The following is a 15582-nucleotide window of genomic DNA, read 5'->3' as shown; positions in this document are numbered from 1 at the left end:
AGATATTACAAACAAGCTATCTAAACGTTAGGCAGCCACGTAGTTTTTCACGTGGCTGCCTTTTTGACAATTAAAGATTATTTACATAGGGGGTCTTATCTGGATTTCCGCTCGGATTATCGGGATTTCCATTTGAACGAATTGCTTGCCAGTACGCCAATCCTTGCATGATCAAAATCGCATATAAAGCTACGACCTCAGGCTTCGTTGCATACCCTAATGAAAAGGAAAGATCTGCTCCCTTTAATTCCTGCTTGTCAGAGATTACCAATACCTTAGCTTTTGTTCGATGTAACTCAGCTATAGCATGTTCTTCTAACTCAAGATTGTGTCCTAAGCTTGTGACACAGAATAAGGTGTCATCAGTATTGGTCAGGAAGGGACCGTGTCGATATTCAAGGGTGGAGAAATAGGAGCTCTGCATTTTTCCAATCTCCTGCTGAACATAAGCTCCTTCTATTGCAACTCCGTACTGGCAACCCGATCCCAGTGATACAAGCCTTCTGTACTCTGGAAAAACCTCATATCGAATATCTTTAGTTCTTTGTGCCACATCACCGGATATTTGTGGAAGCCTATCGAGATACTGCTGAATTTCATTGAGAAGCTCGGTGTTGTCTGAAACAAATGCTGCTAAAACAATAAGTGATAGATAGAGGTTCACGAACGATTGAGTTTGCATCACCGATCCCTCATGTGCCCAAGGCATGCATGCAAACATACCAGCACGCTGAGCCATTGGCGTTCCCTCAGCCTCGGAGATAACCAAAAGCGGAGCATGATAGGTTGAAATTAACCTCTCAGATGCAATGTTGGTTTCTGCAGTCATACCGGATCGTGAGGCGCAAATAATGAGCGGACGATTGAAACAATGCTCAAAACAGACAGGATCCATTACCACATCGCAACTTTTAATTGCACTACATCTCATTCCTGTTTCTCTTTGCCATGAGAGTGCAGCTGCCATCGAGAGCCAATAGCTCGAACCGCTTCCAAGAAAGACTATCTCATCAGGTTCTGCGTCGCGAATAAAAGAAACGAGCTCTTCTCTACGTGAAGAGAGATAGTCATAGCTTTTCTTTAAATTCTCAGAAGAATTAAAGATTTCGTTATATGCCATATACTCCATGTTATTCACCCCATCTGTGCAATTGAAAGAGCACCGAGCACTCCCACATAATCGGACCCAAGTTCAGAAAGAGATAGCTCTTGCAATGCGGCTGCCGATGTAGCTATCGCACGCCGCGGAACAAGATCTTGAAGCCGAGTAAGGAGCCATCCATCGCTCATTACACCGCCACCAAAAATTATCGCCTCAGGATTGAAAATATTAACCGCATCCACACAGGCAATTACCAGTGCTCTTGTAACTCTATCTGCAATCGATTGAGCCAGCTCATCACCCATATCTGCCGCAGAGAAAACATCAGTTGAACGAATAAATCCATGTGCCTTGAGTGTCTGCTGTAACAGAGAATCTTGATTGTTGCTTAAAGCCTTCTGAGTAATCTCATTGATGCCCTGACCACTTGCTATATTCTCTAGGCAGCCAGGTAAGCCACAAAATGTGCAGGTTTCACCCTCAGTCTCAACAGAAATATGACCTATTTCACCTGCATAATTTGAGGCACCTCTCATCAATTTGCCTTCTATTACAGCTCCAACAGCAATACCTGTGCCAACATTTAGATAGAGAAAATCTTTATAACGTTGGCCCGCTCCATATTGCAGCTCAGCCAATGTAGCAGCATGTACGTCGTTATCAAGAAAAGCAGGGACCCCATATCGTTCATAGACAAGCTCTGCCAGCGGCAAAGGAGAAAAGCCTTCTGATGAAGGACATTTCAGCCATATACCCTTTCTGTTATCAACCGCATCCTTCAATCCAAAACCAATAGCACGAGGTAATTTACCAGCACATTTATTTTCAATATATGTGTCAATCGAGGAGAATAGCGTGTCCACCAGCTCTTCTTGAGATCCAGTGATATGAGAGGGGAAACGCATAACACGCTCAGACACATCATCAATTTTTTCAAAATCAGATGAACAAACTGCTACTTTCGTACCTCCCAAATCAACGCCAAGATCGAATGTTTTGTTGTCTTCTCCCGCTGCCATAACCCTCCTCCTTTAGCTCTCCTCTAACTTCGAAATAGAAATTGACCATCATCCGGTTAATACTTTTTGAGAGAGATTCATAAGCAAGAGACTTGAATTGCTCTCTTCATGTTTTTCAGTTTTTCTATCTGGATATGACCGGTCTTTAAATCCATAGCGTTAAGAGTTCCGCAAGCAACAGAGGTTCTGAGGATAGAAACATCGTCTTTTGAATGAGCCAAACCATCAGCAAAACCAGCAAGCATTGCATCCCCACTTCCCGTAGCATTTACAGCTTCTACCACGGGAGGAACAGCACAATAGGCCATGTCGTTATGAGTTGCTACGCAACCATACGACCCAAGAGAGACAACAACCCAAGGAACATCGTGTAATTTCTCATTAGTTCGAAGGACTTTGATTATTTCCTTTGTCTCGGTTGGTTCTAGCTGTGTTCTTAATAAAGCATTCGCTTCAGAAAGATTTATTTTTACTAAATACGGATGGACCTCAGCCTTAAGGATTTCTTCAAGTGCCAGCCCAGAGCTATCTACAAGCACTTGTTTGCAACCTACACAAGCTGATCTTCTGAGCAATTCTGCATATGTTGAGTTCGGAACTCCTTGAGGAAGACTTCCAGAAATCGTTATTACATCTGCTTGTTCAGCAAGCAGATCAAAGTGTAGGAAGAATTTTTGAAGCTCAGCCTCAGTTACTTCAGGACCACGCTCCAGTATTTCGGTTTGCTTATTCTCATGCAGGATACTAAGACAGGTTCGAGTCTCGCCGCTAATTTCACTAAATTGGTGAGCGATACCTTCTTCGTCTAAACATTGAGCCAGATACGATCCAAAATATCCGCCCAATAATCCAGTTGCTAGAACAGTATCTCCAAGCTGTGAAAGCACCCTTGCGACATTAAGCCCTTTTCCGCCTGGAGTTCGCTGAGCAATAGCGCGATTAACATCGTCGATTATGAGCGATTCAAGCTTGTATCGTGTATCTATTGAAGGGTTCATGGTTACCGTAAGGATCACAATACCCTCCTAAAATGCCTTGCCCGCGCAGCCAAGTTCTTCCATATGAGCTGAAACTACTGACGAAATAGTTTCGATACCACATGCTGCTGGCTTCTTTGGATCGATGCAGCTTGGATGTAGGTTCATATAGTCCAAAAATGCTGAGAGATACGCTTGGCGAAGTTCAGTAGCAAAATTCACTTTGCATATTCCATTTTTGATAGCTTTTTTAATTTGACTGCTTGGCACTCCTGAAGCACCGTGTAAAACGAGTGGGATATCAACGGCTTCTCTTACAGAACAGACAATGTCTTGAGCAATATGGGGCTCTTCAACATAGACGCCATGGGCTGTACCTACTCCAATAGCTAATGATGAACACTTTGTTTGCAAAACAAACTCATATGCCTCGTTTGTATCGGTATAAGGATTTATTTCTTCTGAGGCAGTATCTGTTGCTTTCCCGCCTACGCGCCCTAGCTCAGCCTCAACAGGAACGCCAGCAGCTTGAGCAGCGGTGCAAACTTCTTTAGTAAGAGAAATGTTTTCATTAAGAGGAAGACGAGATCCATCAATCATGACAGATGAAAATCCAGCACGAACTGCCCGCATGCACAATTTGAAACTATCACCATGGTCGAGATGAAGAGCAACGGGAACATGCGACTTGCTAGCTGCAACAGAAACAATTGCATGTAGATAGTCAAGTCCAACTGATTGCAATGTACGAGGTGTAGCCTGAATTATTACCGGAGAGTTTGTCATTTCTGCTGCGTTTATGACAGCTTGAACAAACTCAAGATTCTCTACATTAAATGCACCCACAGCATAAGAACCCTCATATGCTTTTTGGAGCATCTCATCAGTGGTAACTAACGGCATTCCAGCTCACCTCATCTTGATGTATCAATCTCGCAAAACAAGCTAAAAAACTTCAAGCAGGTCGTCTGACCACACTCTAAAGACAATGAATTTAAAAAGTTTTTCTCAACTTCTTCTTGGGGATACAAAAGTGCCCCTATTTGGAAAGAAAAAGAAAGTATCTAGCCTACTATCGGCTCCTATGTCGGAATAAAAATCTAGAAATGGACAGGTTGAATCTGTCCATCTCTAATTTCTTCGTTTCTCAAAATTATTTTTATTTTGTTTTGAAACAAAAACATTTACATTTTGCTTTCTTAAAAAGAAAATAAAAGAAAACAAAATCTTCACATGGAGCTTCAAATGACCGGTTCTGATCGCCATTTTTTCTCGGATGAACGCCGTGCAGCAATACTCGATATGCTTGAACGCAATGCGTCTATCCAAGTATCTGATATTGCAAAGACGTTTGGCGTGTCGGTTGTTACTGCTCGATCTGATCTTGACGCCCTTGCCGATGCTGGCAAATTAAGACGAACTCATGGCGGAGCTGTTTCACTCAAAAAGCGCCTTGTCGTTTCAACTCAGGATCGCCGAGTAAATATTAATGTTGAAGCTAAGCGCCTCATTGCTAAGACAGCAACTAACTATATTCATGATGGTGACACTGTACTTCTTGATTCTGGAACAACAGCACTGGAATTTGTTCGTACGCTAGGAGCTTTTACCTCATTAACTATTGTTACTCCCGATATAACTATTGCAAATGTTATTGATGAAACACTGCCTCGGGTTGATGTTGTTATGTTGGGAGGAACACTTCGAAAAGGACATCGCTATGTGTATGGTCCGCTTGCGCTCAGCGGTCTTGCACACATTCACGCAGATATAGCTGTAATTTGTCCAGGCTCTTTTGTGGCATCGCGTGGCTTTATGACGGAATTCCCTCAAATGGCTGAATTAAAATCTGCCCTTATGAAATCTGCTTCCACTTCGATTGCATTGCTGGATTCAAGTAAAGCAAATAATCGCGGTACGTACTGTTTTGCAAATCTCTCAGATTTTCAATACGTGATCATGAATAGTGGATCTGGCACTCAGATGGTTTCAGACGCTATTGAAACCATATCTGAGTGCGAATTCCGCCCTACGCTCGTTTCTGCAGACTTTATACCAGCACATCCGCAAGAGGAAGTTTAGGTACATGGTGGATATCCTGCTCATCTCGCCAATAAGCAACATCAGTAGGTGAGCTGGACTGTTCCAGAATTATCTCTTCGTCAGGATAGCCAAAAGCCATTACAAGAATGGCTTCAAGACCATCATCCTGCAAGACAAGATCTTCCGTAAGCGAAGCAGGAAAACTCTTCAGCATGCACGAGCCTAATCCAAGTTCACATGCACCTAATTGCATTGTTTGGGCTGCAATTCCCGCATCAATAAGACGTATGGGAGCAATGGGTGAAGGCGCAAGAATCACTATGTAGCCGCCTGGACGTTCTGCTTCTTCAGGACCTTTCCAATCTTTGAGACGAGCAGCCCATCCAAGCTTCTCAAAGATACGACCACATTCATGCACATCAGTCGTGACGTGATAGCGCAAAACTTGAGCATTGTTGCCATTTGGAGCTAGGTGTGCCAGATTAACCAGTGTAAGCAGCATTTCTTTATCCACAGGCTTACTGGCATCAAAACGGCGAATACTTCTCGCTTTGCAGACCAGACTCTCCATCTCACCCATAGTTGCTCCTCAGATCCAGCTTACGAATCGCTTTATGTTGAGATTCACTGACGGATCAAATTTCATGCGCTGTCTGAGCTAGTTCAGCAATGAGTGATGCAACAGGCTCTGCTGCATGATCACCATATTCGGTGAGCAAAGCATCTACGGCAGCGGGAACCACAACACCATCGGCCATCTGAACAATTTCAGCAACCCCAGCAGAAGTAGATACACCTGCTTCAACAACGATGGGCAGACTGCTTTCACTACGAGTCATGGTAATCGCTGCTTCAAGCGCCTCGTTATCGGGTGCTCCTCCCAACTCAGCTGCACACCAGATAAACCCATTCGCATTTGAAACCACCATTGGAATACGACTTAAGGCAGCAGGAGAAACCTGTCGGATAAGCTCAATTCCAGCATTTTCTAGAATGGGAGCAAACTCATCACGCTCTTCAAATGGAACATCCTGCAGAACAACGCCATCCGCCCCAGCTGCAGCAGCATCTTGAGCAAATTGTTCAATACCATAGGAAAGCACTACATTGGCATAGCTGCCCAGTATCAGAGGAATATCGCATTGTTGGCGAATGCGGTCCACAATAGCAAGAGCACCTGCAGTAGTAGCTCCCTGTTCCAACGCGCGCACGCTAGAAGCGCGTACGACGGGTCCTTCCACCGTAGGATCAGAAAATGGAATTCCCAGAACAACTGCATCGGCACCGGCCTGTGCAGCCGCTACAGCAACTGCCACCGTTGTATCCGCATTGGGGTCCCCACAGGTAATGAACGGTACCAAAAGCTTATGAGAGTTCATAAAAGAAGAGCTCAGCCTACTCATGGAGGTCCTCCCCCCTGTAGCGAGCAATAGCCGCCACGTCCTTATCACCACGTCCAGAAAGTGTAACGAGAATAATCTGATCAGAACTCATTGTTGGCGCTAGTTTCATTGCATACGCAACCGCATGAGAGCTCTCAATGGCAGGAATAATACCTTCCGTGCGGCTGAGATACTCAAAGGCATCCACGGCCTCATCATCGGTTACTGCAACATACTCTGCACGTCCGGTGTCATACAGCCAAGCGTGCTCAGGACCAACTCCTGGATAATCCAAGCCGGCAGAAATGGAATAAACAGGAGCAATTTGACCCTGATCATCCTGGCAGAAATAGCTTTTCATACCGTGGAAAATACCTACATGGCCCGTTGAAATAGTAGCAGCTGTTTCCCACGTATCTATACCGCGACCAGCGGCTTCACATCCAATAAGACGTACACCATCGTCTTCAATAAAGTGATAAAAGCTTCCAATGGCATTTGAGCCGCCACCAACACAGGCAAGTACCGCATCCGGCAGACGTCCTTCTGCAGCGAGTATCTGCTCACGAGATTCCGCCGAAATAACCGCTTGGAAATCCCTCACCATTGTTGGGAATGGATGAGGACCCATAACCGAACCAATGCAGTAGTGCGTATCGTCCAACGACTCAGCCCAAGCACGGAAAGCTTCCGAAACAGCATCTTTTAACGTACCTGTTCCACTGGAAACGCCCGTAACTTCAGCGCCCAGCAAGCGCATACGATAAACATTAAGGGCTTGACGCTCCATATCTTTAACGCCCATATAAATGCGGCATTTCATTCCAAAAAGAGCAGCGGCGGTAGCAGTGGCAACACCATGCTGACCAGCACCTGTCTCTGCAATAAGGCGCGTCTTTCCCATGCGCTTTGCAAGCAAAGCTTGGCCCAGTACGTTGTTGACCTTATGTGCACCTGTATGATTCAGATCCTCTCGCTTGAGATAGATCTTTGCGCCCCCCAGATCTGCCGTCATGTTGCGCGCATAGTAAAGCAGAGAAGGACGATTTGCATACGTATCAAATAGATGAGCAAGCTCTGCAGTAAAAGCCGGATCTGCTTGAGCCTTTTCGTATGCATCTTCAAGCTCTGCAAGAGCCTGCATTAGACCTTCGGGAACATATTGCCCGCCATGGACGCCAAAGCGTCCTCTCGACAGGGGTGAGTTGCCCATGAACTTCTCCTCTCGAGGAACGAAAGAAAGCCCTCATACCGAGCGCAACCTTACGTACCCAAACTCAATAATGTATGCGATCGAGGGGACCGCGGGCTTACTGTAACGCAGAGCAAGAAGCTAGAGCAAGGGCATGACAAAAGAGCGTGACAAGCTTCTGCTCATCACGCTCGTTGACTGCTCAGCAAGCAATTGAAACTAAGCAAGTTTGCTATAGGTTTCATCATCTACCGGCTCAAGCCATTCTGCGCTTGCGCCCTCAGCAGGTACCGCCAATGCAATATGCTGGAACCAAGAGTCTGCAGCAGCACCATGCCAATGCTTCACCTCCGGCTGAATACTCACAACATCGCCCGGATGAAGCTCTTGAGGATCCTTTCCCCATTCCTGATACCAACCACGGCCGGCAACACAAATAAGAACTTGGCCACCTTTGTGGTGAATATGCCAGTTATTACGACACCCCGGCTCAAAGGTTACATTGCTCGCACCAAGCTGAGAATCACCGAGTGGTGCCAGATAGCTCTGACCAATAAAGAACTGAGCATAGGCATCATTGGGATCGCCCTTTGGAAAAAGCTTGCTCAAACCTTCTTCGGTTGCGACGGTATCGTTTGTCATCGCTGCTTCCCTTCTTTTCGGAAAAGATCTCTGATGCATGCCTGCGCCGACTTATGTGCGTATACCTACTATGTGAGGCCTTTGAGTGCATGCACTTCGAGATGAGCTTCAACGGCCTTCTCTAAAAGCAGCGTATTATCTTATTTTCTTATCAGCAATTCCATTTTTGCTGGTTTTAATAAGTAAAACTAATCTGTATGATCGGAGCTCGCCGGACTGTTAGATTGTGAGAAGAGCTCCTGCAAAATGGTGCCAAATTCCTCGATATAAGGATTGGTGCGCTCGCGCAACCAAAATGCATAATACTCATGGCGAAGCTGATCGCCATTTACATCATTCAAAGGGATGCGTCGAATGATAAAGCCCGAACGCTTCTCCTGACTGCGTGTCTCAATAGGCAGAAAATTTCTGCCGCCAGCGACCATCATACGAGCCTCTTCGATGGTGCGTGCAAACACCACATCACAATGAAAACCCATCGTATCTTGGAAAAAAGTACGCTCAACATCCTCTTGATCTGGAGCGGCAATAAGAATGCCTGTCTGACCATTCAAATCAGCAACAGTTACCGTCTCATGCCGTGCAAGAGGACTTGCTTCAGAAACTTCAATATAGTCATACCCCATAAATAGGGGTAAATTGACCGCTTCCGCATGAAGCGTCCGTCGCCTGTCAGAAAAAGTAAGATCGACCTGACCAGATGTGAGGAGCTCACGCAAGGTATCGTGACTTCCTGCAAAGCTTTCCACGGTCATATGTGGATGTCTCCGCACGAACGCGGCAACTGCGCCAGCAACTTCCCATCCGTCATATCTATTGAGATAACCAAAACGCAAGACGCTCGTCTCGCCATGTGCAAGATCAATCGTTTCCCTTTGCAGGGCATCTACCTCGTCAAGGATTCTTGATGCCCTGCGGTAAAAATGTTCACCCGCTGCGGTAAGCGTAAACGAGCGTCCTTTTCTATTGAGAAGTTGAACGCCAAGCTCTTTTTCAAGAGCTCCCACCTGTTGCGAGATGGCAGATTGAGAAACATAGATCTCGTCGGCAGCACGTGTAAAGCCACCGGCATCCACCACCGCACAGAAGTAGCGCATTTGTTTGAGAAGCATAGATGCCTCCCGCACTTCTCACTGAGTCCACATGCAGCGTTAATCGAGCGCTGCTACAACAGCATCGCCCATAGCCGAGCAACCCAGAATATGATCTGCTGGAGTTGCTTCATCAGCAATGTCACGTGTACGCCAACCTTCATCAAGAACACGCGTAACGGCACGACGAATGCTATCGGCAGCCTCAGCCATATCAAAGCTATAGCGAAGCATCATCTCAACCGAGAGAATTTGAGCGAGCGGATTGGCAATACCTTGTCCTGCAATATCCGGTGCAGAGCCATGGCTTGGCTCGTAAAGAGCCGTATCATCGCCCAGACTTGCACTTGCAAGCATGCCCAAGGATCCCGTAATTTGAGCAGCTTCATCGGAGAGAATGTCGCCAAACATGTTCTCGGTTACCACCACATCAAAGGTGGCAGGACGGTTGATAAGCTGCATGGCTGCGTTGTCTACCAACACGTCTTCAAGCTCAATATCGGCATAGTCTTCGTCGTGAATGCGATGGACAATCTCGCGCCACATACGGCTTGTTTCCAGCACATTAGCCTTATCAACACTGGAAACCTTACCGCGGCGACGGCGTGCTGCCTCAAATGCCTGACGTGCAATACGCTCAACTTCAAACTCACGATATTCCAGGGTGTCATAGGCACGCTGTCCTGGTGCACCATTCACACCAGCACCTGGTTCATCATAAAAGCGCTCACGGCGACCAAAGTACAAACCGCCGGTAAGTTCGCGGACAATCATAACGTCCACGCCTTCAATAACCTCAGGGCGAAGCGTAGATGCACCGGCAAGTGCTGAGAAAATCTGGACTGGTCGAAGGTTGGTATAAAGACCAAGTTCTTTTCGGATTCTCAACAATCCCTGCTCTGGGCGAGGTGCTGCAGGATCGGTGGAATCCCACTTTGGACCACCCACTGAAGCCAACAGCACTGCATCAGAAGCATGCGCACACGACAATGTCTCGTCGGGCAGCGGGTTGCCACAGGCATCTATAGCAGCACCGCCGATAAGAGCATCGGTGCATGAAAAAGATGTATCAAAACGCTCTCCAACAGCGTGCAGAACCTTTTTTCCCTCAGCAATAATCTCAGGGCCAATGCCATCTCCAGGCAGTGTGCAAATCTGATACGTAGCGGATGCCATATCTTACTCACCAGCCTTCTCAGCCATCACACGCTTCGTGCGCGCAACAAGGCCACCATCGTTGATAATCTCCTGGATGAAGGGTGGGAAGGGCTGTGCATGAAATGTTGCCCCAGTGGTTTCGTCGGTAATAGTTCCCGTGTCTGCATCCACAGACACAACGTCACCTTCTGAGATAGCCTCTACTGCCTCGGGGCACTCAAGAATGGGCAGACCCATATTGATTGAGTTGCGATAGAAGATACGCGCAAAGCTCTTGGCAATAACGCAGGAAACACCCGCCGCCTTAATGGCCACAGGTGCATGTTCGCGTGAAGAGCCGCACCCAAAGTTCTCTTCTGCAACAACAATATCGCCTGGATGCACGCGACTAATGAAGGTGGTATCAAGATCCTCAAAGCAGTGCTTTGCAAGCTCCGCTGGATCTGACGTGTTCAGATAACGCGCAGGGATAATAACGTCGGTATCAATGTCTCGCCCGTAGCGGAAAACATTCCCTCTAAATTGCATGATCATCTGCTCCTTATTGGATCATCGTCTTACAAATTGGTGAAAGAGCTGGATAAAGGTCGCGCCAGAGTTTATAGCGCTCGTTGTAGCGTTCATACAGCTCTTGCTTTGGCTGAAAACTCGTTTGTTCACCGGTGACCATTGCTTGTGCACACGCTTCCGGAGAAGTGAAGACACCTGCCGCGATGGCACCAAGCATCGCTCCGCCCATGCCAGGTCCTTGTTCGGTGGCTGGTCGTACGAGCGAGACATCCAAAATATCTGCAAGCATTTCAAGCCAGATGTCGCTCCGTGCTCCTCCACCACACACCATCGAAGTGCTTGGGTTAACTCCCATAGAGCGTGCGATCTCTACTGAATCACGCACGGCAAAAGCAACGCCTTCAAGCACCGCTCGCGTCATATCACTGCGAGATGTTGACATGGACAAACCCATAAATGCACCGCGTGCAGACGTGTCATTGTGTGGGGTACGCTCGCCCATAAGGTAGGGCAAAAAGAAAGGCTGGTCTTTCTGAACATTTTCGCGACAAATCGATACCTGCTCCGCAGCGATATCTTTTGTATGCAAAATATCCTGCGCCCACCAGGCATTACAGCTTGCAGCTGAAAGAATGCAACCCATCAGATGCCACTTACCGTCGGCATGACAGAATGAATGGATTTTATCTCCAACACCAGATACAAACGTATCGGTAGGAATAAAAACGGTGCCTGAAGTGCCCAAGCTTACATTCATAGTTCCCGGACCTATAACGCCACAACCAAGCGCTGCTGCAGCGTTATCACCTGCTCCTGCTGCAACTACCGTATGAGTGGGCAATCCGAGTTCTTGTGCTACTTCTGCACGCAGCGTTCCTACCGGCTGATAGCTCTCATATACCTGTGGCAACCAAGATTTTTGCAGGCCACAGATCTCGAGCATTTCTTCGCTCCAGGTGCGATGCGCCACATCAAAGAGCAGCGTACCCGAGGCATCTGAGGGATCGGAAACATACGCTCCAGTAAGCCAAAAGTTGACATAGTCTTTTGGCAACATTACATGAGCAATGCGTTTAAAGTTCTCGGGTTCATGCTTGCGAACCCACAGCAGCTTAGGGGCAGTAAATCCTGCAAAGGCAATGTTGCCCGTATACGAAAGGATGTTCTCAGCTCCTATAGTCTCATTTAAATATGAGACCTCAGCAGAGGTACGTCCGTCATTCCAAAGAATTGCCGGACGAATAACGTCGTTGTGAGCATCAAGCGCAACAAGTCCATGCATTTGTCCACCACAGCCAATTGCACAGACTTCAGAGGCATCTTGTCCGTCCAACAGACGTGGAATGCCCCGCCGCACCGCATCAAGCCATGCGGCAGGGTTCTGCTGACTCCAACCGGGCTGTGGGTATTCAACCTCATAGGCCTCACTCACCACCGATTTAACGGTTCCCTGCTCATCTACAAGCAGAAATTTACAGGCGGAGGTCCCCAGGTCTATACCAATGAACAGCACTTTTACCCCTTTCGCTGCTTCAGAGACAGGAAGCCTTAGTCAAGATCTTCCGGAAGGGCAATATGACCCGCAACTGCTGAAGCTGCAGCAACAGCAGGACTTGCCAAATATACCTCAGAGGTTGGGTCACCCATGCGTCCTACAAAGTTGCGATTGGTTGTGGATATGCAGCGCTCGCCAGCAGCCAGAATACCCATGTAACCACCCAGGCACGGACCGCAGGTGGGCGTGGAAACAACGCAGTGAGCATTCACGAAGATGTCCATAAGTCCCTCATGGACACACTGCAGCCAAACGCGCTGTGTAGCAGGAATAACAATGCAGCGTACATTTTCTGCAACAGTGCGGTTGCGCAGCACCTTGGCAGCGGCGCGCATATCTTCGATACGACCATTGGTGCATGAACCAATAACCACCTGGTCAATAGTAATATCGCGGCTCTCTGCCACCGGATGAGTGTTAGAGGGCAGATGCGGCCAGGATACGGTAGGAACAATATCGGCAGCATCGATATGAATAACCTGCTTGTAGGTAGCATCCTCGTCAGGATGATATTCCACAAACGAACGGTTACTGTGCTCTTTTACATAGGCACGGCACGTATCGTCAACCTCAAACAGACCAGCTTTGCCACCAGCTTCGATAGCCATATTCGCAATGGTGAGGCGACCTTCTACCGAAAGTGCTTCGATGGTTGAACCGGCAAACTCCATAGCACAATACAGCGCACCATCCACGCCAATCTGGCCAATGATATACAGAATAATGTCTTTTGCGCTGGCACCCTGAGGAAGCTCACCGTCCACAACAATACGAATCGTTTCTGGCACCTTAAACCAGGCGCGACCAGTTGCCATACCAACACCTGCATCGGTGGAACCAACGCCGGTGGAGAAAGCACCAATACCGCCATATGTGCAGGTATGCGAATCGGCACCAATGACTAAGTCACCAGGAACCACAATACCAAGTTCGGGCAGGAGGGCATGCTCAATACCCATGCAACCCTGCTCGTAGTAGTGCGTAATACCCATCTCATGGGCAAAGTCACGCGTAATCTTGGTCTGCTCAGCACTCTTAATGTCCTTGTTGGGCGAATAGTGGTCGGGCACTAAGAAGATGCGGTCCTTATCAAAAACGCCGGCGCCTATCTCACGAACCGTTTTAATAGCGATAGGAGCGGTGATGTCGTTTGCGAGCACACCATCGAGGTCGCACTCAACGAGCTGACCGGGAACAACCTCTTCGAGTCCAGCATGAGCCGCGAGGATCTTCTCGGCCATGGTCATAGAGCGAGGCATTACTTGCCCTCCTTTGAACGCGTTGTCTGAATCATGCGGTTAATGGCGTTCACGTATGCCTTGGCGCTGGAGACGATAATATCGGTGTCAGCACCGCGGCCGGTATAGACCTTGCCGTCTTCTGCCGTAATGCGAACCGTTACCTCGCCAATTGCGTCAATGCCACGCGTAATAGCCTTAATTGCGAATTCTGCAAGATCACCGTGAACTGCCACGACCTTATCAACTGCCTGATACGCAGCATCAACTGGGCCGGTGCCGGTAGCTGCAACTACATGCTTTACACCCAGCTCGTCGGTAATCGTAGCGGTTGCTGTAGGAATAAGGGGATCGCCACAGGAAACTTGAAGTGCGTCGAGCGTATAAACTGCAGCTACATCGCGCTGACGTTCCTGAACCATTGACTCGAGGTCCTCGTCGTAGACCTCTTTCTTCTGATCAGCAATTTCAAGGAAGCGCTGATAAATCTCATCGAACTCAGCATCTTCAAAGGTGTAGCCAAGCTCAGAGAGGCGGTGACGCAGTGCTGCGTGACCAGAACGAGCAGAAAGAATAATCTCGGAGCCAGCAGCGCCCACATCAGCAGGATCGATAATCTCGTAGGTATCACGTGCTTTAAGGACGCCGTCCTGGTGAATACCTGAGGAGTGTGCGAAAGCGTTGGCACCAACGATTGCCTTGTTTGCCTGCACGTTCATGCCGGTAATGCGGCTGACAAGGTGGCTGGCGCGCGTAAGCTCGGTGGTCACGATGTCAGTGTGAGCATCAAGCTCGTCACCGTGCATCTTAATGGCCATGACCACTTCTTCGAGAGCGGTGTTGCCCGCACGCTCGCCAAGACCATTGATGGTGCACTCCACCTGACGAGCGCCATTCTTGACACCTTGCAGGGCAAGCGCTGTAGCCATACCAAGATCGTTATGCGTATGAACAGAGATAATGACGTTCTCAATGCCAATAACATTATCGGCAAGGCTCTTAATACGAGCACCAAAGTCCTCAGGCAATTGATAACCCGTGGTATCGGGAATATTTACAACAGTTGCGCCAGCATCTATGGCAGCCTGAATTACGCGAATCAGGAAGTCCTGATCGGCACGACCTGCATCTTCTGCATAAAACTCAACGTCTTCGACGTACTTCTTAGCATATGAAACGCAATGCCTTGCACGCTCAATGCACTCATCTTCGGTAATGCGAAGCTTCTCTTTGAGGTGGCTGGGAGATACACCCAGACCAGTGTGAATACGTGGACGCTTGGCTGTTTTCAGAGCCTCTGCAGCGCGGTCGATGTCCTTATCAACAGCGCGAGTAAGGCCACAAACGACGCAGTCGTCTCCAGCGAGACGGCCAATTTCTTGTACAGAACGAAAATCACCTGGAGAGGAAATAGGAAAACCAGCTTCGATAACATCGACGCCCATGCGGATAAGCTCTTGCGCAATAACCAGCTTTTCCTCGGTATTCATGGAGGCGCCCGGCGACTGCTCGCCGTCACGCAGGGTTGTATCGAAGATGTGGATCTTTCTGGTCATGACTGCCTCCTGGTTCCAATAGTGCTTGCGGTCCAGGGGCGACATGGCATGCCGAGAAGCTCGAGCGGCTGCCGCCCCTTCTGGGGTCGCGCTGCGCGCGGTGAGCTTCGTATCTTG

The 15582-nt window shown here is 48.2% G+C and carries 15 protein-coding genes; 1 reads left to right on the top strand and 14 read right to left on the bottom strand.

Annotated features, from left to right (window positions below; all coding sequences use genetic code 11):
- Window positions 1–70 precede the first annotated feature (70 nt).
- The 4 genes from ACQY6Y_RS05470 to ACQY6Y_RS05455 form a co-directional block, all read right to left on the bottom strand.
- On the bottom strand, window positions 71–1129 hold the full coding sequence (locus ACQY6Y_RS05470) for an SIS domain-containing protein (RefSeq protein ID WP_428379300.1): 1059 nt from the start codon (window positions 1127–1129) through the stop codon (window positions 71–73).
- A 5-nt stretch (window positions 1130–1134) separates the two neighbouring features.
- Window positions 1135–2121, bottom strand: a complete 987-nt coding sequence (locus ACQY6Y_RS05465; protein ID WP_428379299.1) for an ROK family protein — start codon at window positions 2119–2121, stop codon at window positions 1135–1137.
- 77 nt (window positions 2122–2198) lie between these two features.
- Window positions 2199–3137 carry a hexose kinase gene (locus ACQY6Y_RS05460; RefSeq protein ID WP_428379298.1) on the bottom strand — a complete coding sequence of 313 codons (939 nt, stop codon included), beginning with the start codon at window positions 3135–3137 and terminating at the stop codon, window positions 2199–2201.
- 9 nt (window positions 3138–3146) lie between these two features.
- Window positions 3147–4001: a class II fructose-bisphosphate aldolase gene (locus ACQY6Y_RS05455; RefSeq protein WP_428379297.1), complete on the bottom strand. Its 855-nt coding sequence runs from the start codon at window positions 3999–4001 to the stop codon at window positions 3147–3149.
- A 342-nt stretch (window positions 4002–4343) separates the two neighbouring features.
- Here ACQY6Y_RS05455 and ACQY6Y_RS05450 point away from each other — a divergent pair, with 342 nt between their 5' ends.
- The gene (locus tag ACQY6Y_RS05450) at window positions 4344–5180 is read left to right on the top strand and encodes a DeoR/GlpR family DNA-binding transcription regulator (RefSeq protein ID WP_428379296.1); all 837 of its coding nucleotides are present in this window, start codon (window positions 4344–4346) and stop codon (window positions 5178–5180) included.
- On the opposite strand, the gene ACQY6Y_RS05445 is transcribed toward ACQY6Y_RS05450, so the two are convergent.
- The 10 genes from ACQY6Y_RS05445 to ACQY6Y_RS05400 all read right to left on the bottom strand — a co-directional run bounded on the left by ACQY6Y_RS05445 (window position 5149) and on the right by ACQY6Y_RS05400 (window position 15465).
- Window positions 5149–5721, bottom strand: coding sequence for a nitroreductase family protein (locus ACQY6Y_RS05445; RefSeq protein ID WP_428379294.1), 573 nt, complete (start codon window positions 5719–5721; stop codon window positions 5149–5151). The two genes, ACQY6Y_RS05450 and ACQY6Y_RS05445, sit on opposite strands and share 32 nt — an antisense overlap.
- 55 nt (window positions 5722–5776) lie before the next feature.
- Window positions 5777–6544: a tryptophan synthase subunit alpha gene (trpA, locus tag ACQY6Y_RS05440; protein WP_428379292.1), complete on the bottom strand. Its 768-nt coding sequence runs from the start codon at window positions 6542–6544 to the stop codon at window positions 5777–5779.
- Window positions 6537–7736: a tryptophan synthase subunit beta gene (gene trpB / locus ACQY6Y_RS05435; RefSeq protein ID WP_428379291.1), complete on the bottom strand. Its 1200-nt coding sequence runs from the start codon at window positions 7734–7736 to the stop codon at window positions 6537–6539. The genes trpA and trpB overlap by 8 nt, the downstream gene beginning before the upstream one ends.
- A 198-nt stretch (window positions 7737–7934) precedes the next feature.
- Window positions 7935–8357 carry a cupin domain-containing protein gene (locus ACQY6Y_RS05430; RefSeq protein WP_428379290.1) on the bottom strand — a complete coding sequence of 141 codons (423 nt, stop codon included), beginning with the start codon at window positions 8355–8357 and terminating at the stop codon, window positions 7935–7937.
- A gap of 188 nt (window positions 8358–8545) precedes the next feature.
- Window positions 8546–9469 carry a LysR family transcriptional regulator gene (locus ACQY6Y_RS05425; protein WP_428379289.1) on the bottom strand — a complete coding sequence of 308 codons (924 nt, stop codon included), beginning with the start codon at window positions 9467–9469 and terminating at the stop codon, window positions 8546–8548.
- 39 nt (window positions 9470–9508) lie between these two features.
- Window positions 9509–10624, bottom strand: a complete 1116-nt coding sequence (gene leuB / locus ACQY6Y_RS05420; protein ID WP_428379288.1) for a 3-isopropylmalate dehydrogenase — start codon at window positions 10622–10624, stop codon at window positions 9509–9511.
- A 3-nt stretch (window positions 10625–10627) separates the two neighbouring features.
- Window positions 10628–11134 (bottom strand): 3-isopropylmalate dehydratase small subunit, encoded by a 507-nt coding sequence (locus ACQY6Y_RS05415; RefSeq protein WP_428379287.1) that lies wholly within the window; start codon window positions 11132–11134, stop codon window positions 10628–10630.
- A gap of 13 nt (window positions 11135–11147) precedes the next feature.
- The gene (xylB, locus tag ACQY6Y_RS05410) at window positions 11148–12629 is read right to left on the bottom strand and encodes a xylulokinase (protein ID WP_428379286.1); all 1482 of its coding nucleotides are present in this window, start codon (window positions 12627–12629) and stop codon (window positions 11148–11150) included.
- A gap of 35 nt (window positions 12630–12664) precedes the next feature.
- Entirely contained in the window at window positions 12665–13930 is a 1266-nt protein-coding gene (gene leuC, locus ACQY6Y_RS05405; protein WP_428379285.1) for a 3-isopropylmalate dehydratase large subunit, read from the bottom strand.
- Window positions 13930–15465: a 2-isopropylmalate synthase gene (locus tag ACQY6Y_RS05400; protein ID WP_428379284.1), complete on the bottom strand. Its 1536-nt coding sequence runs from the start codon at window positions 15463–15465 to the stop codon at window positions 13930–13932. The genes leuC and ACQY6Y_RS05400 overlap by 1 nt, the downstream gene beginning before the upstream one ends.
- Between the last annotated feature and the right edge of the window lie 117 nt (window positions 15466–15582).

It is taken from the genome of Olsenella sp. Marseille-QA0557, from assembly GCF_965119725.1.
GTDB lineage: Bacteria > Actinomycetota > Coriobacteriia > Coriobacteriales > Atopobiaceae > Coprovicinus > Coprovicinus avistercoris.
Note: the sequence above shows the minus strand (reverse complement) of the source record. Positions and strands in the feature narration are given on the sequence as shown.

Bases quoted from the DNA above. Each gene is read 5' to 3' on its own strand.
- ACQY6Y_RS05470 (WP_428379300.1), bottom strand. From the start codon at position 1,129: ATGGAGTATATGGCATATAACGAAATCTTTAATTCTTCTGAGAATTTA.
- ACQY6Y_RS05465 (WP_428379299.1), bottom strand. From the start codon at position 2,121: ATGGCAGCGGGAGAAGACAACAAAACATTCGATCTTGGCGTTGATTTG.
- ACQY6Y_RS05455 (WP_428379297.1), bottom strand. From the start codon at position 4,001: ATGCCGTTAGTTACCACTGATGAGATGCTCCAAAAAGCATATGAGGGT.
- ACQY6Y_RS05450 (WP_428379296.1), top strand. From the start codon at position 4,344: ATGACCGGTTCTGATCGCCATTTTTTCTCGGATGAACGCCGTGCAGCA.
- ACQY6Y_RS05445 (WP_428379294.1), bottom strand. From the start codon at position 5,721: ATGGGTGAGATGGAGAGTCTGGTCTGCAAAGCGAGAAGTATTCGCCGT.
- trpA (WP_428379292.1), bottom strand. From the start codon at position 6,544: ATGAGTAGGCTGAGCTCTTCTTTTATGAACTCTCATAAGCTTTTGGTA.
- trpB (WP_428379291.1), bottom strand. From the start codon at position 7,736: ATGGGCAACTCACCCCTGTCGAGAGGACGCTTTGGCGTCCATGGCGGG.
- ACQY6Y_RS05430 (WP_428379290.1), bottom strand. From the start codon at position 8,357: ATGACAAACGATACCGTCGCAACCGAAGAAGGTTTGAGCAAGCTTTTT.
- ACQY6Y_RS05425 (WP_428379289.1), bottom strand. From the start codon at position 9,469: ATGCTTCTCAAACAAATGCGCTACTTCTGTGCGGTGGTGGATGCCGGT.
- leuB (WP_428379288.1), bottom strand. From the start codon at position 10,624: ATGGCATCCGCTACGTATCAGATTTGCACACTGCCTGGAGATGGCATT.
- ACQY6Y_RS05415 (WP_428379287.1), bottom strand. From the start codon at position 11,134: ATGCAATTTAGAGGGAATGTTTTCCGCTACGGGCGAGACATTGATACC.
- leuC (WP_428379285.1), bottom strand. From the start codon at position 13,930: ATGCCTCGCTCTATGACCATGGCCGAGAAGATCCTCGCGGCTCATGCT.
- ACQY6Y_RS05400 (WP_428379284.1), bottom strand. From the start codon at position 15,465: ATGACCAGAAAGATCCACATCTTCGATACAACCCTGCGTGACGGCGAG.